Source organism: Kitasatospora sp. NPDC058492, assembly GCF_042720685.1.
GTDB lineage: Bacteria > Actinomycetota > Actinomycetes > Streptomycetales > Streptomycetaceae > Kitasatospora.
In genome coordinates this window covers 13132-35726 of the sequence record NZ_JBHXMU010000075.1, presented here as the reverse complement: position 1 = coordinate 35726, position 22595 = coordinate 13132, and the positions used below count along the sequence as shown (strand labels likewise).

General features: G+C 72.3%; 19 protein-coding genes, 1 pseudogene and 1 riboswitch. Of the genes and pseudogenes, 11 read left to right on the top strand and 9 right to left on the bottom strand.

The window, feature by feature from the left end; all coding sequences use genetic code 11:
- The first annotated feature begins 335 nt into the window (after positions 1 to 335).
- Together ACFWPI_RS34225 and ACFWPI_RS34220 are read left to right on the top strand one after the other, a co-directional pair.
- The gene (locus ACFWPI_RS34225) at positions 336 to 830 is read left to right on the top strand and encodes a GNAT family N-acetyltransferase (RefSeq protein ID WP_380342789.1); all 495 of its coding nucleotides are present in this window, start codon (positions 336 to 338) and stop codon (positions 828 to 830) included.
- A 135-nt stretch (positions 831 to 965) separates the two neighbouring features.
- Positions 966 to 3116, top strand: coding sequence for an acyltransferase family protein (locus ACFWPI_RS34220; protein WP_380379447.1), 2151 nt, complete (start codon positions 966 to 968; stop codon positions 3114 to 3116).
- A 7-nt stretch (positions 3117 to 3123) separates the two neighbouring features.
- Here ACFWPI_RS34220 and ACFWPI_RS34215 read toward each other — a convergent pair whose 3' ends face one another.
- The 5 genes from ACFWPI_RS34215 to ACFWPI_RS34195 all read right to left on the bottom strand — a co-directional run bounded on the left by ACFWPI_RS34215 (position 3124) and on the right by ACFWPI_RS34195 (position 9501).
- Positions 3124 to 4320 carry a glycoside hydrolase family 113 gene (locus ACFWPI_RS34215; protein WP_380379444.1) on the bottom strand — a complete coding sequence of 399 codons (1197 nt, stop codon included), beginning with the start codon at positions 4318 to 4320 and terminating at the stop codon, positions 3124 to 3126.
- 15 nt (positions 4321 to 4335) lie between these two features.
- Positions 4336 to 5787: a glycosyltransferase family 2 protein gene (locus tag ACFWPI_RS34210; protein WP_063347871.1), complete on the bottom strand. Its 1452-nt coding sequence runs from the start codon at positions 5785 to 5787 to the stop codon at positions 4336 to 4338.
- A gap of 131 nt (positions 5788 to 5918) precedes the next feature.
- On the bottom strand, positions 5919 to 6821 hold the full coding sequence (locus ACFWPI_RS34205; protein WP_380379442.1) for a hypothetical protein: 903 nt from the start codon (positions 6819 to 6821) through the stop codon (positions 5919 to 5921).
- A 182-nt stretch (positions 6822 to 7003) separates the two neighbouring features.
- Positions 7004 to 8458, bottom strand: coding sequence for a glycoside hydrolase family 26 protein (locus ACFWPI_RS34200; protein WP_159398436.1), 1455 nt, complete (start codon positions 8456 to 8458; stop codon positions 7004 to 7006).
- A 140-nt stretch (positions 8459 to 8598) separates the two neighbouring features.
- Positions 8599 to 9501: a hypothetical protein gene (locus tag ACFWPI_RS34195; RefSeq protein WP_380379439.1), complete on the bottom strand. Its 903-nt coding sequence runs from the start codon at positions 9499 to 9501 to the stop codon at positions 8599 to 8601.
- Between the two features lie 544 nt (positions 9502 to 10045).
- A riboswitch (cobalamin riboswitch) is annotated at positions 10046 to 10188 on the top strand.
- 191 nt (positions 10189 to 10379) lie between these two features.
- Between ACFWPI_RS34195 and ACFWPI_RS34190 the strand changes: the two genes are divergently transcribed.
- From ACFWPI_RS34190 to ACFWPI_RS34150, 9 genes and pseudogenes are all read left to right on the top strand, one after another.
- Positions 10380 to 12797: a ribonucleoside-diphosphate reductase subunit alpha gene (locus ACFWPI_RS34190; protein WP_380379463.1), complete on the top strand. Its 2418-nt coding sequence runs from the start codon at positions 10380 to 10382 to the stop codon at positions 12795 to 12797.
- A 20-nt stretch (positions 12798 to 12817) separates the two neighbouring features.
- On the top strand, positions 12818 to 13813 hold the full coding sequence (locus ACFWPI_RS34185; protein WP_079136257.1) for a ribonucleotide-diphosphate reductase subunit beta: 996 nt from the start codon (positions 12818 to 12820) through the stop codon (positions 13811 to 13813).
- Positions 13814 to 14008: 195 nt separating this feature from the next.
- Positions 14009 to 14137 (top strand): annotated as a pseudogene (locus ACFWPI_RS34180) (helix-turn-helix domain-containing protein); the annotation flags it as partial.
- Between the two features lie 72 nt (positions 14138 to 14209).
- A complete protein-coding gene (locus tag ACFWPI_RS34175; protein ID WP_380381085.1) occupies positions 14210 to 14764 on the top strand; it encodes a DUF5753 domain-containing protein in 555 nt (184 codons plus the stop codon).
- Between the two features lie 19 nt (positions 14765 to 14783).
- Positions 14784 to 15056 carry a Scr1 family TA system antitoxin-like transcriptional regulator gene (locus ACFWPI_RS34170; RefSeq protein ID WP_380381079.1) on the top strand — a complete coding sequence of 91 codons (273 nt, stop codon included), beginning with the start codon at positions 14784 to 14786 and terminating at the stop codon, positions 15054 to 15056.
- Positions 15057 to 15262: 206 nt separating this feature from the next.
- Positions 15263 to 15499: a hypothetical protein gene (locus tag ACFWPI_RS34165; protein WP_380381081.1), complete on the top strand. Its 237-nt coding sequence runs from the start codon at positions 15263 to 15265 to the stop codon at positions 15497 to 15499.
- 93 nt (positions 15500 to 15592) lie between these two features.
- Complete coding sequence (locus ACFWPI_RS34160) at positions 15593 to 15829, top strand: DUF397 domain-containing protein (RefSeq protein WP_380381083.1); 237 nt, start codon at positions 15593 to 15595, stop codon at positions 15827 to 15829.
- A gap of 76 nt (positions 15830 to 15905) precedes the next feature.
- Positions 15906 to 16325 carry a hypothetical protein gene (locus ACFWPI_RS34155; RefSeq protein ID WP_380379539.1) on the top strand — a complete coding sequence of 140 codons (420 nt, stop codon included), beginning with the start codon at positions 15906 to 15908 and terminating at the stop codon, positions 16323 to 16325.
- A gap of 188 nt (positions 16326 to 16513) precedes the next feature.
- Positions 16514 to 16795: a hypothetical protein gene (locus ACFWPI_RS34150; protein WP_380379541.1), complete on the top strand. Its 282-nt coding sequence runs from the start codon at positions 16514 to 16516 to the stop codon at positions 16793 to 16795.
- A 100-nt stretch (positions 16796 to 16895) separates the two neighbouring features.
- On the opposite strand, the gene ACFWPI_RS34145 is transcribed toward ACFWPI_RS34150, so the two are convergent.
- The 4 genes from ACFWPI_RS34145 to cseB all read right to left on the bottom strand — a co-directional run bounded on the left by ACFWPI_RS34145 (position 16896) and on the right by cseB (position 22386).
- On the bottom strand, positions 16896 to 19463 hold the full coding sequence (locus ACFWPI_RS34145; protein WP_380379543.1) for an ABC transporter permease: 2568 nt from the start codon (positions 19461 to 19463) through the stop codon (positions 16896 to 16898).
- Positions 19464 to 19493: 30 nt separating this feature from the next.
- Entirely contained in the window at positions 19494 to 20249 is a 756-nt protein-coding gene (locus ACFWPI_RS34140) for an ABC transporter ATP-binding protein (RefSeq protein WP_380342858.1), read from the bottom strand.
- Positions 20250 to 20425: 176 nt separating this feature from the next.
- Entirely contained in the window at positions 20426 to 21664 is a 1239-nt protein-coding gene (locus tag ACFWPI_RS34135) for a sensor histidine kinase (RefSeq protein WP_380379546.1), read from the bottom strand.
- Positions 21665 to 21669: 5 nt separating this feature from the next.
- Positions 21670 to 22386 carry a two-component system response regulator CseB gene (cseB, locus tag ACFWPI_RS34130; protein ID WP_363377176.1) on the bottom strand — a complete coding sequence of 239 codons (717 nt, stop codon included), beginning with the start codon at positions 22384 to 22386 and terminating at the stop codon, positions 21670 to 21672.
- Positions 22387 to 22595: the final 209 nt, after the last annotated feature.

Sequence of the window (22595 nt, the reverse complement as noted above, 5' to 3'; positions counted from 1 at the left end):
GATCAGTCATTCCTGCCACTCGTGGCCGCCGCCCCGCCCGACCAGAGTGGAGCCATGGACACCGGCACTCTCGCAAGCGCAATCGCCCTGGTCGGGGCCGTCGGAGGTTTCGGCCTGCTCGGCACCCTGATCGGCCGGGAGGTCGCCCGCGGCGCCGCCGCCGGCCGCGACAACTGGCACCGCCCGGGCGGCTACCCGGCCGGCCCGGAACGCCTGGACCGGCTGTACGGCACCATGCCCGCCGCCTCGCTGCGCCCCTCCGCCGACCCGGCCACCCTCCCGGTCCGGGCCACCCCGGAGATCATCACCCCGGACGGCTCCGGCACACTGACGGGATGGACATCCTCATCCGCCAGGCCCTTCCGGAGGACCTCGACGACGCCGGCCGCATCACCGTCGAGGCCTTCGTCGGCGACGGCCACACCTCGCCCGAGAGCAGCTACGTCGAGCTCCTGCGCGACGCCGCCCGCCGGGCCCGGGAGGCCGAGCTCCTGGTCGCGGTCGACCAGGCCGAAGGACGGGTCCTCGGCTGCGTGACCTACGCCGTCGGCGGCACCGAGTGGGCCGACATCGCCGGCCCCCGCGAGGGCGAGATCCGGATGCTCGCCACCGCCGCGGCCGCCCGCGGCCGGGGCGTCGGCGAGGCCCTGGTCCGCGCCACCATCGCCCGCAGCCGCGCACTCGGCCTGGACGGCATGGCGTTCTCCACCCGCCCGCAGATGACCGCCGCCCACCGCGTCTACGAGCGGACCGGCTTCCGCCGCACCCCCGAGCGCGACTGGTCCCCGTACCCGGGCATGGACCTGATGGTCTACAGCCTGGCGTTCTGAGCCAGGCCGGGGCGTCGTCGGCCCTACCCCTCCCCGGTGACCGACAGACGATCAACGGACGTCTTTTGATATAAACCACAGATCACGTCTGATGCCACGTCGCGGCAGCCGACCGATCCCGGGGGGACGCACCACATGGACGACGGGCCCGGCCTCGGCACGCCCGCGAGCGGCCCCACGCTCCAGGACATGCGCACGTCCCGGGGCATCGAGCCCCCGGCCACCAGCCGCTACGCGATCCCCGCACCGACGCCCCGGCCGCGCGGGCCGCTGCCGCCCTCCGTCCGCTTCCCGGCGGTCGACGGGCTGCGCGGCCTCGCCATCGCCTCCGTCCTGCTCTACCACACCAACTGGTTCCAGAACGGCCTGTTCGGCGTGGACGTCTTCTTCGTCCTCTCCGGCTTCCTGGTGACCCTGGTGCTGATCCGTGAACTGGACCGCACCGACGGCATCCGGCTCGGCGTCTTCTACCGCCGCCGGGCCAAGCGGCTGCTGCCCGGGCTGCTCGCCACCGTCCTCCTCGTCGTCGCGCTGTCCGCACTGGTCAGCCCGCTGCGGGACGTCAAGGACCTCCGCCCGCAGGCGCTCGCCGCGCTCGGCCAGGTCGCCAACTGGGCCCAACTGGCCCGCGGCGACGCCTACTGGCAGCACTTCGCCTCCATCGACCCGCTCGCGGCCATGTGGTCGCTCAGCATCACCGAGCAGTTCTACGCGCTCTGGCCGCTGCTGCTGCTCGCGGTCTTCGGCCTCTGCCGCCGCTCGCTGCGCGCGACCGGCGTCGTCACCGCCGGGCTGTTCGTCGCCGCCGCGCTCGTCGCCCCGCTGATGTGGAACGGCGACAACAGCGACCGCCTCTACCTCGGCACCGAGACCCGCGCGGTCGGCTTCGCGGCCGGCGCCACCGCCGCCTTCGCGGTCTACCTGCGGCTGCGCCGCCAGGTCCGCGCGGCGGCCCCCGACGACGACGGCGCCACCCGCTCCCGGCGGCGCCTGCTCGACCGCTCCGCGGCGGCCGGCACCCTGGCACCCGCCCTGCTCGGGACCGCGGCCCTCGGCGGCCTGGTCTGGGCCAGCCTGTCCGTCAGCGGCTACCACGAACCATTGCTCTACCAGGGCGGGCTGGCCGTGGTCGCGACGCTGGCCGCCGTCCTGGCCGCCTCGCTCTGCCACGACCGGGGCCCGCTGGTCCGGCTGCTGTCACTGCCCCCGCTGCGGCTCACCGGCACCATCTCCTACAGCCTCTACCTGCTCCACCTGCCGGTGTACTGGCTGCTCCAGCACTACGTCGACGACATCTCGCCGCAACTGCTGCTCGCCATCGGCGCACCGCTCTCCTGGGTGCTGGCCTGGCTGATGCACACCGGCACCGAGAAGCTGCGGGTGCTGCGCTGGCGGGCCTTCCCGGCCGTCCCGCTGCTGGCCGTCGCCACGGCGGTGGCCACCACCGGCGCCTGGTACCTGCCCGCCTGGGTCCAGTACGACATGCGGTCCGGGCCGAGCGGCAAGCCCTCGGTCCTCGTCCTCGGCGACTCCTTCGCCCAGGACCTCGCCACCGGCCTCTACCGGCACGGCGACCGCTACCGGGTGGTCGACGGCGGGATCAGCGGCTGCGGCGTGTTCGACCCGGACAAGGTCCGCACCACCTCCGGCGAGGAGTTCGACACCAGCCGGGAGTGCCGCGACCGGGCCGCCGCGTGGGACCGGCAGCTCGCCGGCGCCGCCCCGCAGGCCGTCGTGATCCACCTCGGCTGGGACGCCGCCGAGCAGTACCTCGACGGCAGCTGGCTCAGCCCCTGCGAGGAGGACTACAGGAGCCGCTACACCGCCCAGCTCACCCAGGCCGTGGACCAGGTCCGTCGCCGCGCGCCCGGCGCCCGGGTGCTGCTGATGAACGAACGGGTCGAGAACGGCGCCATCAACAAGGGCTGGGGCACCTGCTACGACCAGCAGGTCGCCGCCTACGTGAAGGCCACCGCCGGCGCCGTCCGGCTGGTCGACCTCAACACCTTCTTCTGCCCGTACGAGACCTGCGCGTGGAAGGACCGCGACGGCCACTGGGTCACCCCCGCCAACGACGGGGTGCACCTCACTCCGGCCGGCATGCGGTTCGTGACGCCGTGGCTGGAGCAGCAGATCGCGGACGGACTGACCGGACCGCCGTCGGGGCCGCCCCCGGCCGCCCCGACGCCGACCTCGACCCCGACGGCCGCGCCGACCCCTGCGCCGACGACCACCAAGCCCACGGGCCGGCCGAGTTCGCCCCAGCCCGGCCGGGCCACGCCCTAGCCGGAGCCTAGGACGGCGGCAGTTCGTAGGTCTGCGCGAAGCAGTCGCGGATCGCCTGCTCGGAGGCCGGGCGCCCTGCGTAGTCCATCCGCGGGGTGTCCTTGTTGGTCGGCAGGTTCGGGTCGATGCCGAAGTACAGCGACCAGAAGTACAGCCCGCGCAGCTTGCGCTCCTGCGCCACCTGGCAGACCGCGGTGAACCAGGTCGCCTGGACGGCCTCGTTCAGCTCGGTCTTCTTGTAGTACTCGCCGGGTGTCTTGTAGGCGCCCTTCTGCGCCGGGATACCCACCTCGGTGAGCTTGGTGGTCGGCTGCGGACCGCTGCCGCGCTTGTCGAGCCAGGCGTTCCAGCTGGCCTTCAGGTCGGCGACCGGGGCGTCGTCACCGGCCGACTTGGCCGGCGGGTAGGCGTCCACGCCCGTGCCGTCCGCCGGGACCGCTATCGGGCCCTTGGACCAGTTGTCGAAGTTCGCGTCGTACACCAGCTCGCCGTGGAAGGTCTTCCGCGCCTGGTCGATGAGACCGGGCCACCGCGGGTCGCCCTCCAGCGAGTTGAACTCGGTGCCGATGGTGACCTCGGCCGCGGAGTGCTCCTGGGCGGTCTTCAGGTAGGGCGTCAGGAAGGCGGCGTAGCTGGCGAACCAGGCGTCCCGGTCGGTCGGCGCGATGTTGCCGCGCCACTTGAGGGTGTTGAGGTAGTCGAAGACGTCCTCGTCCATGATCGGACGGATGGTGGTGCGCAGGCCCGCCCGGTGGGCGGCGTCCAGCAGCAGGGCCAGCCGCTCCGGGGTGGGGGTGGTCGGCCGGGCGGCGACGGCGTTCGACCTGGTGCCCGTCGTGTAGTACGGGAAGGTCACCGACAGGGAGTTGGCGTTCAGCCCGACCACGTACTTGACGATGCGGTCGACCTTGCCCTGGACGAAGTTGTCCGGGTCCGCCGGATCGTCCAGCCAGTACACCTGAACGCCCCACTCGGGGCTGCCCTCGGCCCACGGGCGGGCCACCTTGGGGCCGGTGTCCTCGGCCGGCGGCGCGTCCTTGCCGAAGCCCCAGACCCGGCCCTGCTCGGTCGCGGAGCCGGCCCAGTGCACGGCGGTCGGGCGCTGGTGGACGAACTTGAGCGGGTGGTCCCCCCAGACCACCGGGACGCCGACGGTGATGGCGACCACCACGGTCGGCAGGATGAAGATGACGGGGCGCTTCACAGCGGTGACCTCCGATCAGGCCGGCTTGGCGATGACGACGAACTTGTTCTCCTCGCCCTTGAGGAACTTGATCAGCCCGCGCAGGCCGCCCCAGCCCTCCAGGAACGAGAACAGCGGGATGGCCGCCACCACGACGATCGGCTCCCACCACTTGCGCCGGTGGTTCGCCGAGGCGACGACGTTCAGGCGCAGGCCCTCCCAGTACGTCCAGATGACGTAGGCGAAGTTGATCGACCAGACCAGCACCACGGACTGGGTGACCGGGGAGGTGTTCCAGGTGCCGGTGAACCAGGCGACCAGCAGCACCAGGCCGACGTGCTGGAGCGGGCCGAGCACCCAGCTGACCATGCCCATCCCGATGAACAGCCGGTACCGCAGCGGGATCGTCCTGTTGAAGCAGAGCGCGACCAGGCCCCAGGCCCAGCGCTCGCGCTGCTTGAGGAAGTCCTTGACCCCGGCCGGCGAGGCGCCGTAGCAGCGCCCGTTGAACCAGTCGCTGCGGCCCGGGTAGCGCTGGCAGAAGTTCAGCGCCATCTGGGCGTCCTCGACGATGGTCTTCGGGCCGAAGTCCCAGCCGATGGTGGCCTCCACCGAGGAGCGCATCAGGAGCAGTTCGCCGTGCACGCCGGCGATCGGGGTGCCGGTGCCGGTCATCGCGCGGAAGCGGGCGATGTCGTCGGCCGGGCGGATCGCGTCGGCGAGCCAGGTGAAGGTGGAGACGGCGTTCTCCCGCGGGTACGTCAGGATGCCCTGCGCCATGTGCTTGGCGTCGTCCCCGGCCCGGCGCTGCCGGTTGACGAACTGCGCGACGGCGGCGGCGGTGTCCGGGCCGACGCCGGTGTCGTCGTCCATGTGCAGCACCCAGACGTCGTCCTCGGCCTCGCCCTCCTCGATCCGCAGCTCGTGCGAGTAGTGGTTGGCACGGGCCTTGAACTTGGTGCCGTTGGCCGTCTCGTAGGCCTTCGGCACGGTCACCACCCGGATCAGCGGGTTGCGGGCGGCCAGCCCGTCGATCTTCTCGGCGGCCGCGCAGCCCTCCTCGGTGAGGACGTCCACCCGCATCCACGGGAAGTAGGCCGGCAGGTGCTCGACGTACGAGAGCACCGAGCGCTCCAGCGCCGGATAGGTGTCGTGACGGCCGATGGTCGGCACCAGCACGATCAGGAAGTCGTCCTCGACCGGCACGGCCGGCGTCATCCGGCTCACCTGGCGCAGCCGGCGGCGGACCATCAGCACGCCCTGGAAGCCGATCAGGACGCCGAACACCGGCATCCCCCACAAAATGGTGATCGTCCAGCCGAGCGGGGTGGGGTTGGGCACGTAGGCCCAGACCGAGAAGGCGAAGATGACCGTGAAGGAGAAGTAGAACGGGAGGACCCGGGGCTTCCACGACATCTGTCGCTCGGCGAGCCGGGCGGCCTCGCGGGACGTGGTGAGCACCGTCCGTGCGGGGGCTGTCGATGGCATGGCGAAAGTCGCTCCTCGTCTGCTGGCGGGCCGATCCCCTGCGGGAGCCGGGTCGTTCGTGGGCGGTCCGGGGTTGCGGCGGTCCAGGCCCGCGGCGGTTCAGGGCTGCGGCGGTTCGGGGCTGCGGAGGTTCAGGCCTGCGGCGGGCGGTCCGTCGGCGGACGGTCCGTCGGCGGGCGGTCGGCCGGGGGCGCGACCGGGCCCGGGGCGACCGGACCGGGCGTCACCGGCGGCGCGGCGGGCCACGGCTGCTGGGCGAGCGTCGACGGGTGCGGGGCCGGCTGGGTGGGCTGCTGCGCGTACGGCACCGGCTGCGACGGCTGGGCCGGCGCCGGCTGCGGCCAGGCGGCGGGCTGCGACTGCGGCGCCGGGGGCTGCTGCGGCCACGCGGGCTGCGGCTGCTGCTGGAACGGCGGCTGCGGTGGCCAGGCGGCCTGCGGCTGCGGCGGCTGTTGCTGCTGTTGCTGCGGCCAGGCGGGCTGGTGCTGGAACGGCTGCTGCTGCTGGAACGGCTGCGGGCCCGGGGCCGGCTCGGCCGGGATCGTCTGCAGCAGCGACCAGTGCAGCTGTCCGCCCGACGCCGCGGCGGCTTCCGACGCCCCCCGCTCCCGCCACTTCAGCCGGGCCAGCAGCAGGATCAGCGCCGCGGTGACGACCACGCCGAGCGCGAAGGTCGCGAGCTTGAGGCCGCCCTCGGTGGTGCTGGTGAACCACTCCCGCTGCGGCTTGTCCAGGAGTGCGCCGGTCAGGCTGCGCACCCGGTTGTACCCCTCGACCAGTGCGACGCCGGCCGCCACCCCGAGCGCCCAGGTGCGCCCGCGCAGCAGCAGGATTCCCGAAACCAGGTAGATCAGGCCGTAGTTGAGGCTGCCGGTCTCGGCGTCCACCGAGGTGCCGCCGTAGTAGAAGATGCCTTTGACGTAGGTCGCGAACCCGACCTGGCCGAAGCAGTTGTACGCCGCCCAGCCGAGCAGCACCACGCCCCAGCCGACGGCGATGCCGCCGGCCGCGCGCATCGCACGCGCCTGTCCCATCCCGCACCCCCGCCCCGCCGGGCCCGTCCCGGCGTCAGCCCCTCGGCTTCGCCGCCACAGGATGCCACACGGCACAACGGACACGGTATTCCGGCCGTTCAACGGAATTCAGTGGTGTAGCACACCTCGCGGCGACCGGCTCGGCGGACGCACGGGGCGGCTCGACGAACGCGCGGGGCGGCTCAACGGACGTGCAGGCCGCCCCAGTCGACGTTCGCGCCGAACGGGCCGGCGCCGCCGGTGAGCGCCAGCGGGCTGTGGTAGGTGGCGTTGACGTCCGCGCCGGAGTTGCGCGGCTGGTCCGGCGTCAGGTTGTCCGAGGTGAGCGACTGCCCCCAGACCGTCCAGATCGTCCAGGGCGTGCGCCGCAGCGTGTCCGGCTGGCGGGAGTTGACCGGGACGGCGAAGGACTCGGCCAGGATCCGCGGCTTGCCGTAGGCGGCGAGCCCGTCGTAGTACCGCTTGGTCCACACCTCGCCGGTGCCGATCGGGTGCGCGGGGCTGCCGCTGTAGTCGTCCACCCCGACCACGTCGACGTACTGGGAGCCCGGGTAGTAGTCCCACGGGTCCGCGCCGGGGGCTCCGTCCCAGGACACCGGCGTCCAGACGAACAGCAGGTTGTGCAGGCCCCTGGTCTCCACCAGGTAGCGGTAGGTGATCCGCCACAGCGCCTGGTAGTCGGCCGGCTTCTGGCCCGACCACCAGAACCTGCGGGCGCAGTCCTGCACGTTCATCTCGTGGTACGGGCGCAGCAGCACCGGCACGTCGTGGGCGGCCAGGTACTCCAGGTGGTCGGCCAGGTAGGACAGGTCGGTCATCAGCGCGCGGTACTCGGGGGTGTCGTGCGCGCTGTCGACGACGCGGCCGAACCAGCCCTTGTCCTTCGCGGCCGGGGAGTTCGAACAGAGCACCTGCTCGAAGGACTTGACGTCCGAACCGGGGTAGGGCTGGTGGAAGGACATGCCGACGATCCCGGCCGGCCCCCCGCCGTTGTCGGGCAGTTCGGTGGTGGTGCCGTCGCAGTTGTGCTGGACACCGGCCGTGCCGTAGCTGCCGTCGTCGGCGCGCGGGTGGCCGGACCAGACGGCGGAGAGCAGGTCGACGGCGTCGTCGGTGTACTGCCAGCCGGCCCGGCAGGTGGGCCACCGGCCGGCCGAGTAGGAGCGCGGGTCGCCGACACCCCAACCGGTCTGGCCGTAGCCGGGGCCGAGGTCGGTCTCGACGAAGCCGGGCAGCTTGCCGGTGAGGTCGGCGGCCTTCTTGTAGTAGTAGCCGACCTGCTTGGTGCCGCGGTAGTCGCCGTACTCGGGGTTGTTGCGCTCGTTGTGCGCCTCGACGTGCTGGCCGATCACCGTCCCGCCGCTCTGCCCGGTGCGGGCCTGCCCCTCCAGGTCGGCGAGCAGCTGCTGGACGGCCCGGGCGTTCGGCGAGGCCTGCGGGTCCCGGGCGAGCAGGTCCCGGCCGACCTCCGGCGGCAGGGTGCGGCCGGAGAAACCGACCGCCACCGGGACGCGGGCGGGCTGTTCGCCGTCGGCCCGGCCGTCGCGCTGCAACAGCGCCACGGCGCCCGCGGCCACCACGACCCCGGCCGCGGCCAGGACGGCGGGCTTGCCGCGCAGGGCTCTGGGCAGGGCCACGGACCGCTCCTCCGGTTGCTCGCCGGCACCGGCCCAGGCGGACACAACCGGAACACTCGTGCGAATGACTGCCCCGAGAGCCTGCCACACTCCCCCGGCCCCGGCGAGCGAACCCGCCGGGGCCGGGGTGTCACGGCGGATCAGCCGGCCGCGGCGGCCCCCGGCGCACCCGGCGCGGCCGCGGACGCGGCCTTGGCGCGCTGGAGCAGCTGGCCCTTCACGTGCTCGCCGAAGCCGGCGGCCGCCGCGGTGGCGGCGGCGTCGGCGGTGTTGCCGCCCTTCGCCGAGCCCTCGACCGTGAAGTAGGCGTACCGGCCAAGGGTGTTGTGCGTGTTGGTGCAGCCCGGCGTAGCGCAGAAGGCCGGCGCGCCCGGCGCGACGGCGCCCTTGAGGTGGCCGGTGTAGCTCTTCATCGAGGTCTCGGCCTGGATCTTGTGGTCGAAGACCGCGACGCCGACGGTCACCGCGCTGTCGCCGGAGACGTAGGTCGCCCGGAGCACCTTCTGGCAGCCCTGGTCACCGAGGACCTTGCCGAGCCCGCCGGTCGTCGAGTTCCCGTCCCAGCAGGGCGAGTCCAGCGAGACGAAGGTCCGGTTCCAGGTGGCGCCGTTGACCGTCACCTGGAGTGCGGAGAACAGCGCCCCCGCGTCCTGCGGCGCCGGGTCGGTGGCGGCCTCCCAGATCGGCTTCGACGGGTCGTCCGGCGCGCCGCCCGGGGTGCCGGACGGGTTCCCGCCCGGGGTTCCGGCGGCATTCGGCGCGGCACTCGGTGCGGCGGAGGACGGCCGGTTGGAGGCCGAGGCGGTCGGCCCGGCGGTCGGCTTGTCGCCGTCGCCCTTCGTCAGCAGCACCGCACCACCCGCGACCAGGCCGCCGACCAGGACGACCGCGACCGCCACGCCGAGGGCCCGCAGCCGGCGGCGGCGCTTGTCGTCCGCCGCGTTGCGGTCCGCCAGCGCCTGCCAGTTCGGCTCGGCGCGCTGCGGCGCCTGGGGCTGCGGGTACGGCTGCGGGTGCGCCTGCGAGTGTCCTTGGGGATGCACCTGGGGATGCGGCTGGGGGTTCGGCTGCCACTGCGGCGGCAGCTGCTGCCCCGGTTGGCCCGGCTGCGGCAGCGGAGGCTGCCCCGGCGGGCCGGGCTGCGCGGGCGGCTGCGCGGGCGGCACCGGAGGCCCGTACGAGGCCGGCGGCGGCCCGAAGCCCCCGCTCGGCGGCAACACCGGACCGGGCACCACCGGCGGCTGCTGACCGTGCGCGTCCCCCGGCCCGGTGGGAGGCGTTCCCTGCGGACCCTGCCCGGGTGCGCCAGTTCCGTCGCTCACGCGCCCCCTCGCTTCGCTCGATGATCGCTTCGCGGAACGCGCCCCTCGGCGCTTCGCTCGCTCATGCGCCCAGATCGTAGGGCATGCCCCCGCCAGCCGGTCCGCCCGGTGACCGTTCCGTATCGAAACCAGGACGCCGGAGCCCGGAACCAGGGCCCCGGGAGCCCGGATCCGAGGCGCCCCAAGGCCACGACCCGCCCCCTCCCAGCACCCCCGGTTATCGCGCCGACACACCGCGCCGTACTACATGTGGGGTCGCATCAGAGAGACACCACAAGATGTATGCTCAATCCTGCTGTCGATGCAGGGGAACCCGGTGCGAATCCGGGACTGCCCCGCAGCGGTGAGCGGGCGGCTCCAGCAGCCGCACCGCGAGTCCGAGTACCTGCCGACGGTGTGCGCACGGGCCCTCCCGCAGAGGCCGCGCCAGCACGAGAACTACCTTCCGGGCCTCGCGGGCGGGCCGGGGACGCCACTGTCGCGCGACGCTTCCTGCGTACGTGCCGTGCTCCCCTGCCCCGAACGGCCCGGTACCCCCCGATCACCGCCGCCGATCGCCGCCAGGAGAGAGCGCCTTGACCACCGCTGCCTCAGCCACCCTGCCCGCCCAGGGCACCGGCCCCGCCCCCACCGACCCGACGGTCTCCGACCCCGGCGGCGCGCTCCTTCGGCTGCTCACCGACCGCAGCGTCGACCTCCCCCAGGTGGACCCCGGCCATGTCGCCGCCGCCGCGCTGCGCGGCCGCCACGCCGGCTCGGACTTCGCCGAGCTGCGCGGGCTGGCCGTGGACGCCGCCGCGTCGATGATCGCCGAGGACCCCCAGTACTCGAAGCTGGCCGCCCGGCTGCTCGCCCTGGAGATCGTCGACGAGGCGAACAGCCAGGGCTCGCGCTCCTTCGCCGCCTCGATCGCCGTCGGCCACGACGAGGGCCTGATCGGTGACACCACCGCCGCCTTCGTCGCCAAGCACGCCGCCGCCCTGGACGCGCTGATCGACGTACACGGCGACGACCGCTTCGAGTACTTCGGCCTGCGCACCGTGCAGTCCCGCTACCTGCTGCGCCACCCGATCACCCGCAAGGTCATCGAGACCCCGCAGCACTTCCTGCTCCGCGTCGCCTGCGGCCTGGCGGTCGGCGACAGCGAGCAGTCCGTGCGCGAGGTCGCCGAGCTGTACGGCCTGATGAGCCGGCTGGAGTACCTGACCTCCTCGCCGACCCTGTTCAACTCCGGCACCCGGCACCCGCAGATGTCGAGCTGCTACCTGCTCGACTCCCCGCTGGACAACCTGGACTCGATCTACAACCGCTACGCGCAGATCGCCCGGCTGTCCAAGCACGCCGGCGGCATCGGCCTGTCCTACTCGCGCATCCGCTCGCGCGGCAGCCTGATCCGCGGCACCAACGGCAAGTCCAACGGCATCGTCCCGTTCCTGCGCACCCTCGACTCCTCGGTCGCCGCCGTCAACCAGGGCGGCCGCCGCAAGGGCGCGGCCTGCGTCTACCTGGAGACCTGGCACGCCGACATCGAGGAGTTCCTGGAGCTCCGCGACAACACCGGCGAAGAGGCGCGGCGCACCCACAACCTCAACCTGGCGCACTGGATCCCGGACGAGTTCATGCGCCGGGTCAACGCCAACGAGGACTGGTCGCTCTTCTCCCCCGCCGACGTGCCCGAGCTCGTCGACCTGTGGGGCTCCGACTTCGACGAGGCCTACCGCAAGGCCGAGCTGGCCGGCAAGGCCGTGCGCACCATCCCCGCGCAGACCCTGTACGCCCGGATGATGCGCACCCTGGCGCAGACCGGCAACGGCTGGATGACCTTCAAGGACGCCTCCAACCGCGCCGCCAACCAGACCGCGCTGCCCGGCCGCACGGTGCACTCCTCGAACCTGTGCACCGAGATCCTGGAGGTCACGGACGACTCCGAGACCGCCGTCTGCAACCTCGGCTCGGTCAACCTCGGCGCCCACGTCGCTCCCGGGGCCTCCGTCGACGACCTGCTCGGCGCCATGGACTGGGAGCGCCTCGACGCCACCGTCCGCACCGCCGTGACGTTCCTCGACCGCGTGGTGGACATCAACTTCTACCCGACCACCGAGGCCGGCACCTCCAACTCCCGCTGGCGCCCGGTCGGCCTCGGCGTGATGGGCCTCCAGGACGTCTTCTTCAAGCTGCGGATCGACTTCGACTCCGCCGAGGCCGCGCGGCTGTCCACCCTCATCGCCGAGCGCATCATGCTCACCGCGTACGAGCGCTCCGCCGACCTGGCCGAGCAGCTGGGCCGCCACGAGGCCTACGGCGAGACCCGCGCCGCCCGCGGCGAACTGCACATCGACCACTTCCCGACGGCCGCCCCGCAGTGGGCCGACCGCTGGACCGCGCTGCGCGCCCGCATCGCCGAGACCGGCCTGCGCAACTCGCTGCTGCTGGCCATCGCGCCGACCGCGACCATCGCGTCCATCGCCGGCGTCTACGAGTGCATCGAGCCGCAGGTCTCCAACCTGTTCAAGCGCGAGACGCTGTCCGGCGAGTTCCTCCAGGTCAACCCGTACCTGGTGCGCGAGCTCAAGGAGCTCGGCGTCTGGGACCAGCAGACCCGCGACGCCCTGCGCGAGGCCAACGGCTCCGTCCAGGAACTGGGCTGGCTGCCCGCCGAGGTCCGCTCGCTCTACCGCACCGCCTGGGAGCTGCCCCAGCGCGCGCTGATCGACCTGGCCGCGGCCCGCATGCCGTACCTCGACCAGAGCCAGTCGCTGAACCTGTTCATGGCGGCGCCGACCATCGGCAAGCTCAGCTCGATGTACGCCTACGCGTGGAAGGTCGGTCTCAAGACCACCTACTACCTGCGCTCGCGCCCGGCGACCCGGATCGCCCAGGCCGCCTCCGGTGCCGCCCGCGCCGCCGCGCCCGCGCCCGCGCCCGTGCCGGTGAACACCCCGACCCTCACCCCGGAGGAGGAGGCCGCGCTGGCCTGCTCCCTGGAGAACCCCGAGTCCTGCGAGGCCTGCCAGTGAGCACCCCCGACCGCGAGAAGATGCTGCTCGACCCCGGCTTCGAGCTGACCCTGCGCCCGATGCGCTACCCGTCGTTCTACGACCGGTACCGGGACGCGATCAAGAACACCTGGACCGTCGAGGAGGTGGACCTGCACTCCGACGTCGCCGACCTGGCCAAGCTCAGCGAGGGCGAGCGCCACCTCATCGGCCGCCTGGTCGCCTTCTTCGCCACCGGGGACTCGATCGTCTCCAACAACGTGGTGCTGAGCCTCTACAAGCACATCAACTCCCCGGAGGCGCGGCTGTACCTGTCGCGCCAGCTGTTCGAGGAGGCCGTGCACGTCCAGTTCTACCTGACGCTGCTCGACACCTACCTGCCCGACCCCGAGGACCGCAACGCGGCCTTCGCCGCGGTGGAGAACATCCCCTCCATCCGCCAGAAGGCGCAGTTCTGCTTCAAGTACATGAACGCCGTCGACCACATCGACTCGCTGCAGACCAAGGAGGACCGCCGCGCGTTCCTCCTGAACCTGATCTGCTTCGCGGCGTGCGTCGAGGGCCTGTTCTTCTACGGCGCGTTCGCGTACGTGTACTGGTTCCGCTCGCGCGGCCTGCTGCACGGCCTGGCCACCGGCACCAACTGGGTGTTCCGCGACGAGTCCATGCACATGGACTTCGCGATGTCGGTCGTCGACACGGTCCGCGAGGAGGAGCCCGACCTCTTCGACGACGAGATGGCCAAGCAGGTCACCGAGATGCTGGAAGAGGCCGTCGAGGCCGAGCTCCAGTTCGCCCAGGACCTGTGCGGCGACGGCCTCGCCGGCATGAACACCGACTCCATGCGCCAGTACCTGGAGGCCGTGGCCGACCAGCGCCTCGCCCGCCTCGGCCTGCCGATCCGCTACGGGTCCACCAACCCGTTCGGCTTCATGGAGCTCCAGAACGTCCAGGAGCTGACCAACTTCTTCGAGCGCCGCGTCTCCGCGTACCAGGTCGCCGTCGAAGGCTCCGTCGCCTTCGACGACGACTTCTAAAGCACTCAGACACACCAGAGGTGCCCCGCCCGGCTCACCGCCGCGCGGGGCACCTCTGTCTGTACCGACCTCACCTCTGAACTCCCCCGCCCCCAGCCATCGTTCACGCCGGGCGGGGGCGGCCCAACCACTTTCCCGCTCTGGAAAGATCGGGTTCTTGACCCTGCGCCCAGAGAGCCGGGAGCATCGGCCAAGACAGCCGAGACCGTCGCCCGTAGGGCTTCCATGTCTCCAGCCAAGCTTTCGAAGATCGAAAACGGCAAGACCCTGCCGAGCGTGCAGGACGTGGACCTCATCCTGACCGCGCTCGGCATATCGGATGAGGCCAAGGCCGAGTTCCTGGAAGCAGCCCGTGGCGCGGCCACCGAAGAGGTCGCCCGGCGGGAACTCCGCCGGATGGGCCACTGGAAGCATCAGCACGCCATCGAAGCCCGAACGTGCCTTCTCCGGCTCTTCCAGGGACAGCTGATTCCTGGCTTGCTTCAGAGCGCCGAATACGTCTCAGCCGTCTTCGCCTTGCACCCGGAGCTGCCAGATGAGGCGAAGACGAAGACGATCGCAGCTCGACTGGAGCGCCAGGCCGTGTTGTACGACCGCCAGCGGCAGTTCCACTTCCTCATCTGTGAACATGTACTACGTTGGCGGATCTGCCCTCCTGCTGTCATGGCTACGCAGCTCGATCGCCTGGTGTCACTGTCCCGGCTTCCCAACGTAACCATCGGGACCATTCCTCTCGCCAGACGAATGCCGGACTTTCCAATGACATGCTTCAGCATGTATGACGATCGCCTGGTCATCGTGGAGACGTTCCATTCAGAGATCACCACTCACGATCCACGAGATGTCGGCGTCTATCTGTCAAAATTCTCCGAATTCGATGCCGTAGCACTACACGGAGACGACATGCGCGCACTGGCCGAAGGGATCCGAGACGAGTTCCTTCAAGAATAAGAACCCAAAGGAAGCCGCAATGGACAACAGATCGGATTCAGCGCGGATCGCGGGCCCAGAGTGGCAGGACGCCAGAACCCTCCGCCGAAACGGCGCAGAAAAGAAGCAGGTTGAGCTGGCAACCCTTGAGCGGACCTCGACGGAACTCCGCTACTTCCTGCCGACCATGATCACCGGACTGCTCTCGACGCCGGAGTACGTCAACGCCAGTCTGGCCCACATCCCCGGTGATCACTCGAAGGTCATCGCCAAGAAACTTGAGCGGCAGACACCGCAGGGTCTCTGCCAATAGCCGAGCCACCCGGCAGGAATGACCCCAGCGGACCTTCGCGGCGCAGGAAGTCGGCCAGTCCGACTTCCTGCACACGCATCCGGAGCGGCCACCTGAAATGGGCCGTGAAGAGTTCTCTAGGGAACAGGAAAGCATGCAGGAATAACCCCAACGCCCCGGTATTTTGGTGACTCGCCGAAATGATTCGAGAGCCACAGGAGCGCTCCATGCCCACTGACGGTTCCGCACAGCCGCCCGGCACCACACGCCGCCGTACACACGCGGAACTCATGGAGCGGATCGACAACAACCCAGTCCGGAAGGACCTGACAACCGGGTGCCTGGTCGAAATCGTGGGCGCCCAGGACGGCCGGGCGCTGGTCCGGCCGCTGTTCGAACCGGACACCCCACCGCGCCAGGTGCCGGCCGACCAGCTCACCACCCGCATCAACCTGTGGCGTTGACGGACCGGCCCTCCCCTTGAGTCTTCCGCCCAAGTCCTGGGCGGGGCGGGGCCGTTGCGTGCTGCCCCGAAGCGATACCGGAAGGTGCAGGCGATGACTGACCACAACCTGTACGAACTCGACCTCTCCCGGGTCGAGTTCAACCGCGCGTGCGGCGGAAACCAGGGCGGGGGCGATGACGGCGAGTCGTGCGTGACCCTCGGCCTGGTCGAGCGGGGCGTCTACGCCCTGGGCGACAGCAAGCGTCCTGACCGCGAGCCGTTGCTGTTCACCGCCGAGGAGTTGACCAACGCCGGGATCGACCCGGCCCGGTTCGGCCTGTCCGTCTGAGCCCCCCGAACAGCCCCGGCCGCCCGCAGTCCCGTGCGGGCGGCCGGGGCTTCAACGGCTCCGAGGAGAAGCACAGTTGCACTTCCACGGCTACGAGTGGGCCGGTGACGGCCGACTGCTGGCGAAGGAGCCGGAGCGTCGCCCGATCGAGGCCGCACGGTTCGGCCTCTCGGAACTCCCGCCGATGATGACCGGCTGGTGGCTGCTGCGGCCCACCGCCCAGATCCGGGGCACCTGGGAGACGGCGGCCGACGCAGCCGACTGGCTTGCGGCACGGTACGAGGAGCACACACCGGGCGGCGATCCGTGGCTTCCCACCGAGGCACGGCGACTCTGCGCGATCGAGCAATTGGAGGGTGCCGCAGACGTGGTGTGGTCCCGCTGGGTGTCCGACAGCCGCTGGTCGGGCCACTACGTGATCGCGTGCCCCCACAGGATCTGGCCGGACATCCCTTGCCCGACCCGGCACACCGCTCGACCACCGGTCTCGGGCTGACGCTGCCGCCCCGCCTCCGGGGCCCGCCGGAGTTTCTGGCGGGCCCCGGAACACGTTCGGCGAGACCGGTCAATCTTCGCCGGGAAGGAACGCCAGCTCAGGACTCTCGTGACGCCCCCGGTACCGGCCGGGCCGGCTAGGGAGGACACTGGCACCGGTCCCGCCCGCACGAGACTTCCGGAGGAACGGTGAGCGCAGCGTCCCTGCACGGCCACCACGACGACCAGCAGCCGATCCCGCGGACCCAGAACGCAGTCGCCACCGCGCTCCCGTCGGCGCAACGGATGGAGTTCTACCGGGAGATGGGCGAGGCTGACGACTCGACGATCGGCGGCGTCCTGCGGCGCTGGTGGCTGCGAGCCCAGCTCTACCGCGATCCGGAAGGTGACCGCATCCACGCCGCCATCCAGGCCGGCACCGCCCCGGGCACCCCCGCGTCCGCAGTCCTGCGCCGTCTCGGGGCCCAGTGAGCAACCTTGTCCGATAGCCGCCGGTCCGGCCACCGCATGATCGTGTGCCCCGATCAGGTCTGGCAGGACAGCCGGTGTCCGACCCAGCACTGACGGTCGCTCACGCCTCCGCGACCGCCTCCAACGGGCTGAGGGCGGCTGCCCGGCGGGCGGGGAGGGTGGCGGCGAGGGCTCCGATGGTGAGGGAGGCGAGGCAGAGGAGGGCCAGGGTCCCCCAGGGCACGGCCAGCGTGTACTGCTTGACCGCGCCGCCGGCCAGCGCGCCGACGGCCCAGGCGCCGAACAGGCCGCCGGCCAGGCCGAGCAGGGTGCCGAAGGCCGCGACCGTCACGGCTTCCAGGCGGATCATCCGACGGATGCCCCGGCGGTCCATGCCGATGGCGCGCAGGACGCCGATCTCGCGCGTCCGTTCGGTGACGGACATGGCCAGGGTGTTGACGATGCCGAGGGCGGAGATCACGACGCCGATGCCGAGGAGCCCGTACATCAGCGTCAGCAGGTCGCCCATCGTCCCCGCCGCTTCGCGCACCAGTTCGGCCCGGTCCTGCACCTTCAGGAGCGGGTTGTTGCCGACCGCCGCCCGCAGCCCCTCTCCGGACGCGCTGTCGCCCCGGACGAGGATCCGCTGGACGGAGCCGGGCTTGAAGCTGTGCTTCTGCACGTCGGCCCGGGCGCCGACCGCGTCGTGGGCGGTGGGGTTGTCCTGGTAGATGCCGACGACGGTGTACCGCGTGAACTCCTCGCTCCGGCCGAGGCGGGCGTTGACCTGGCCTCCCGTGCTGACTCCGGTCTCCCGGGCGACGCTGCTGGAGAGGGCGATCCGGCCGGGCCCGAGGTCCTGCGCGGAGCCGCTCACGAAGTCGAGCTTCAGCACCTGGCCGACGCCGTCCGGCTCTACGTCGGCCGGCTCCACATCGGCCGGGTCGATGCCGGAGATCTCGCGTACCTTGCCGCCGATGACCGCCGTGGAGTCGGCGACCGCGCTCGCGCCGCGCACCCCGGGGGCGCCGGCCACCCGCTGGACGGCGGCCGGGTCGATGCCGGTCATGGTGTCGCCGGTGCTGATCACGTAGTCGGCCGCGAGCCCGTCCGCCGTCTGCCGGTCGAGGGCCTGCCCGGTGGAGTGGCCGATGGTGGCGAGCCCGCTGACCAGTGCCGTGCTGATCAGCAGCGTGGCGGCGGTCGCCGCCGTGCGCCGGGGGTCGCGCAGCGCGTTCTGCCGGGCCAGGAGGCCGGCGACGCCGAACCGCCGGGTGAGGCGGCCCGTCAGCCGGATCACCGGGACGGCGAGGGTCGGCGCCAGCACGATCAGGGCGACGACCAGGACCCCGCAGCCGAGCATCGCGTTGCGCAGGTTCTCCTCGGAGGCGTCCTCGGCCGAACGCGCGAGCGCGGCCAGCAGGCCGGCGCCGAGCACGAGCAGCCCCACCCCGGCGATCGGACGCAGCCATGAACACCCGCCGGGCGGCGCGGCCGCCGCCCGCAGCGCCTCGATCGGCGCGATCCGCGCCGCCCTGCGCGACGGCAGCCAGGCGGCCGACACCGTCACGCCGACCCCGACGAACAGGGCCGCCGCCACCGGCCGGGGCCCGATGACGAGCGGGCCCTTCGGCACCTGGTTCCCGTCACCGCTCAGCAGTCCGGGCAGTACGGCCGCGATGCCGAGCCCGAGGGCGAACCCCGCCATCGACGCGACGACGCCGACCAGCGCCGCTTCGGCCAGCAGTGAGCGCACCACCTGGCGCCGTGTCGCGCCCACCGCCCGCAGCAGGGCGATTTCCCGGGTGCGCCGGGCGACGAGCATGGTGAAGGTGTTGACCACGAGGAACGAGCCGATGAACAGCGACACCCCGGCGAAGACCATCGGCAGCTTCTGGTAGCCCCGGGTCAACGTGCCGACGTAGAGGGCCTGTTGGTCCGCCTGCGCCTGTCCGGTGGTGACCTCGGCCGTGCCGGGCGGCAGGGTGGCGGCGATCCGCTCCGCCAGCTCGTACTGGCCGGTGCCCGGTCCGGCGGAGACTTCAAGGCTGGTGTAGTTCCCGGGAGTTGCGAACAGCCGCTGTGCGGTGGCCCGGTCGAACAGGGTGAGCGTGCCGCCGGCCGTGACCCGGGTGTCCCCGGTGGTGACGGTGCCGACCAGGCGCGCGGTGAGGGCCGGGCCGTCCGTGGCGAGCGTGATCGTGTCGCCCACCCGGTACCGGCCGGCGGCCGCGGTGCCCCGGTCGACGGCGATCTCGTCGGCACCGGCGGGGGCCCGCCCCTCGACCACGGGGTAGCGGACGTCCTTGCCGTCGCGCCCCGGGACGTAGGCGGCCGCGAGGTTCGTGCCCCGCTTGACCCGCAGCGGCCTGCCGTCGGCCGCGTTCAACGTGGCGCTCCCGTCGACCGACGGCCGTACCGCCGCGACGCCGGGCACGTCCGCGAGCCTGCGCGCCAGCGCGTCGGTCAATACGCCCGGCTGGTCAGGAGTGGCGGCGGGCTCCTTCGCGGTGACGCTGACCGCGACGTCGGCGAAGGTGCGGGACGCGGCCGCCCGCTGGACGGCGGCGGTCGAGTCCGCGAAGACGAGGGTGCCGGAGACGAAGGCGACGCCGAGGCAGACCGCGAGGACGGTCATGAGCAGCCGGGCCTTGTGCGCCAGGACGTTGCGCAGGGCTGTGGTCAGCATGATCAGCTTTCGGAAGTGGCGGGTGCGGGGTCAGCCGGCGAAGGACTTCATGACGTCCAGCACCCGGTCCGGCGTCGGGTGCGCCATCTCGTCGACCAGCCGCCCGTCGGCCAGGAACACCACCCGGTCCGCGTACCCGGCGGCCACCGGGTCGTGGGTCACCATGACCACTGTCTGCCCCAACTCCCTGACGGAGCCGCGCAGGAAGCCGAGCACCTCGCCCCCGGCCCGGGAGTCGAGGTTGCCGGTCGGCTCGTCGCCGAACACGATCGAGGGCCGCGCGACCAGCGCCCGGGCGACCGCGACGCGCTGCTGCTGCCCGCCGGACAGTTCGGCCGGCCGGTGGTCGAGGCGCTGGGAGAGCCCGACCATCGACACCACCCGGTCCAGCCACTGCCGGTCCGGCGTGCGCCCGGCCAGCGACAGCGGGAGCGTGATGTTCTCCAGCGCGGTCAGGGTGGGCAGCAGGTTGAACGCCTGGAAGATGAAGCCGACCCGGTCCCGCCGCAGCCGGGTGAGCTGCCGGTCGCCCAGGCCGCCCAGCTCCGTCGTGCCGATCCGCACCGACCCCGACGTGGGGGTGTCGAGCCCGGCCGCGCAGTGCATCAGGGTGGACTTGCCGCAGCCGGACGGGCCCATGATCGCGGTGAACTCGCCCTCCCGGAAGGCCACGCTGACCCGGTCCAGGGCGGTGACCCGGGTGTCGCCGCCGCCGTAGGTCTTCGTCAGGTCGACGACGGCGGCCGCGACCCCGGGGGTCGCTTGCAGGGCAAGGGGGTTGGCGATCACGGGTGGCTCCTGTCCGAAGGCGCGAGTCGAGGTGCGAGTCAAGGTGCGAGTCGGTGCACTTCGAAGGGTGTCCGGGGCACGTATCAGGCCCCTGCGCCGCCGTGTATCAGTCCCCGCGCCGCTTCGCAGCAGTCCCGTAGCAACTGCCGCGGTCAGCCCGGCAACCGGTTCACTCAGCCCGGCAGCCGCAGCGTCGCCACCGCGCCGCCGTCCTCCGCGTTGTCGAAGCGCAGCTCCGCCCCGAGCAGCCGGGCCTGCCCCAGCGCGATGGTGAGCCCCAACCCGTGGCCCGTGCCACGCTCGGCGGCGCCGGTGTGGAAGCGGCGCGGGCCGTGGCGCAGCAGGTCCGCCGGGAAGCCGGGGCCGTGGTCGCGCACGACGACGGTACGGTCCTGGACGGTGACCAGGACGGGGGCGGCCCCGTGCCGGTGCGCGTTGACGACGAGGTTGCCGACGATCCGTTCCAGCCGCCGCGGGTCGGTCTCCACCGTCCGCTCCGCCGCCACGGCGATCTCGGCCTCGAACCCGGTGCGCAGCACGGCCTCCCGGACGACGGCCGCGAGCGGCACCCGGGCCCGCGCCACCTCCTCCGCCCCGGCGTCCAGCCGCGAGATCTCCAGCAGGTCCTCGACCAGCCCGCGCAGGTCCCGCACCCGCGCCCGGATCAGGTCCTCGGTCTCGCCGGCCGGCAGCAGGTCGACGGCGGCCAGCAGTCCGCCGACCGGTGTGCGCAGCTCGTGCGCCACGTCCGCGGTGAACTGCCGTTCGGAGCGCAGTCGTCGGCCGAGGCTGTCGGCCATCAGATCCACCGTCGCCGCGATGTCGGCGACTTCGTCGCCGCCCTTGGTGGGCCCGGTCCGGGCGTCGAGGTCCCCGGCGGAGATCCGGCCCGCCGTCTCGGCGACCCGCCGCAGCCGGCGGGCGAGCAGTCCGGCCCCGTAGACCGCGGCCGGCGTGGCCGCCGCGAGCGCGACCAGCGAGGCCACCGCCATCGCCGCGTCCAGCCGGGGCAGGTCGGAGAGCTGCGGTGCCAGGTTGACCTGGATGGCGAGGACGGGGCTGCCGGGCCCGCCGGTGCGCTGGGCGGCCCAGTAGCTCGGGCCCGAGTTCCCTTCGGCGTGCCCGTCGTAGGCCGTGTGCCGTTCGCCGTCGGCCGGGTGGCGCAGGGCGGCGGGCAGGTCGACGGGGTCGAGTTCGGCGCCGTCCGCCAGCGATCCGGTGCGCCGGTAGACGTCCATGGCCGAGTAGACGGCGTTGAAAGCCTGCGCCTCGGCCCGGCTGCGGATGTCGTGCGCGGTCCACAGGTGCACCAGCACCCCGACCGCCGCCGCGACGAGGCAGGCGGTGGCGGCGGCCAGCGCGGCGATCTTCCAGCGCAGGGGCGCGCGAGCGGGCCGGGGAGTCGTGTGCACCGCTCTCAGCGCCTGAGCTTGTAGCCGAAGCCGCGGACCGTCTCGATCCGCTCCCGGCCGAGCTTGCGGCGCAGCCGCTGCACGCACAGGTCCACGACCCGGCTGTCGCCGTCCCAGCCGTACTCCCAGACGTTGCGCAGCAGGGTGTGCCGCTCCAGCACGACGCCGGGGTGGGCGGCGAACTCCAGCAGCAGCTTCAGCTCGGTCGGGGTCAGCGCCACCGGCGCCCCGCCGACGGACACCTCCATTCCGGCGGTGTCGACGGTGAGGTCCCCGAACACCAGGACGTCCCCGTCGGCGGCTCCGGGCGAGGGCGCCGGGACGGGTGGCGCGTACGTCGCCCGCCGCAGCAGCGAGCGGATGCGCGCCACCAGCACGTACGTGTCCACGGGCTTGACCACGTAGTCGTCCGCCCCGGCCTCCAGGCCGGCGACGACGTCGAGGCCGTCGCCGCGCGCGGACATCATCAGGACGGGCACCAGGCTGGTCTCCCGGACCTTGCGGCACAGGCCGATCCCGTCCAGGCCGGGCAGCATCACGTCCAGGATCAGCAGGTCGAACTGCTCGTCCCGGAACAGCTCCAGCGCCGTGAGGCCGTCCGCCGCGGCGCGCATCCCGTAGCCGTAGCGTTCCAGCGCGACGGTGAAGGAGCGGCGCATCAGCTCGTCGTCCTCGACCAGCAGCACGCGGACGGGGTGCGGGGGCGGCGTGGGCGAGGACACGGGCGGACGGCTCCTGCTCGGACAGCGACAAACGGCGGCGGACGGCGGCGGGTGACGGGCAGCGGCGGACAAAGGCACGATACGGCAGATATCGGACGCCCCGGCCTCCTCGCCCACATCGACGTCAGGCCGCGCGCTCCCTGATACCCGGCGGATACAAACCCACCGACGCCCCCCGCCGCACCCGCCACCGATCACCCCTTGACCGA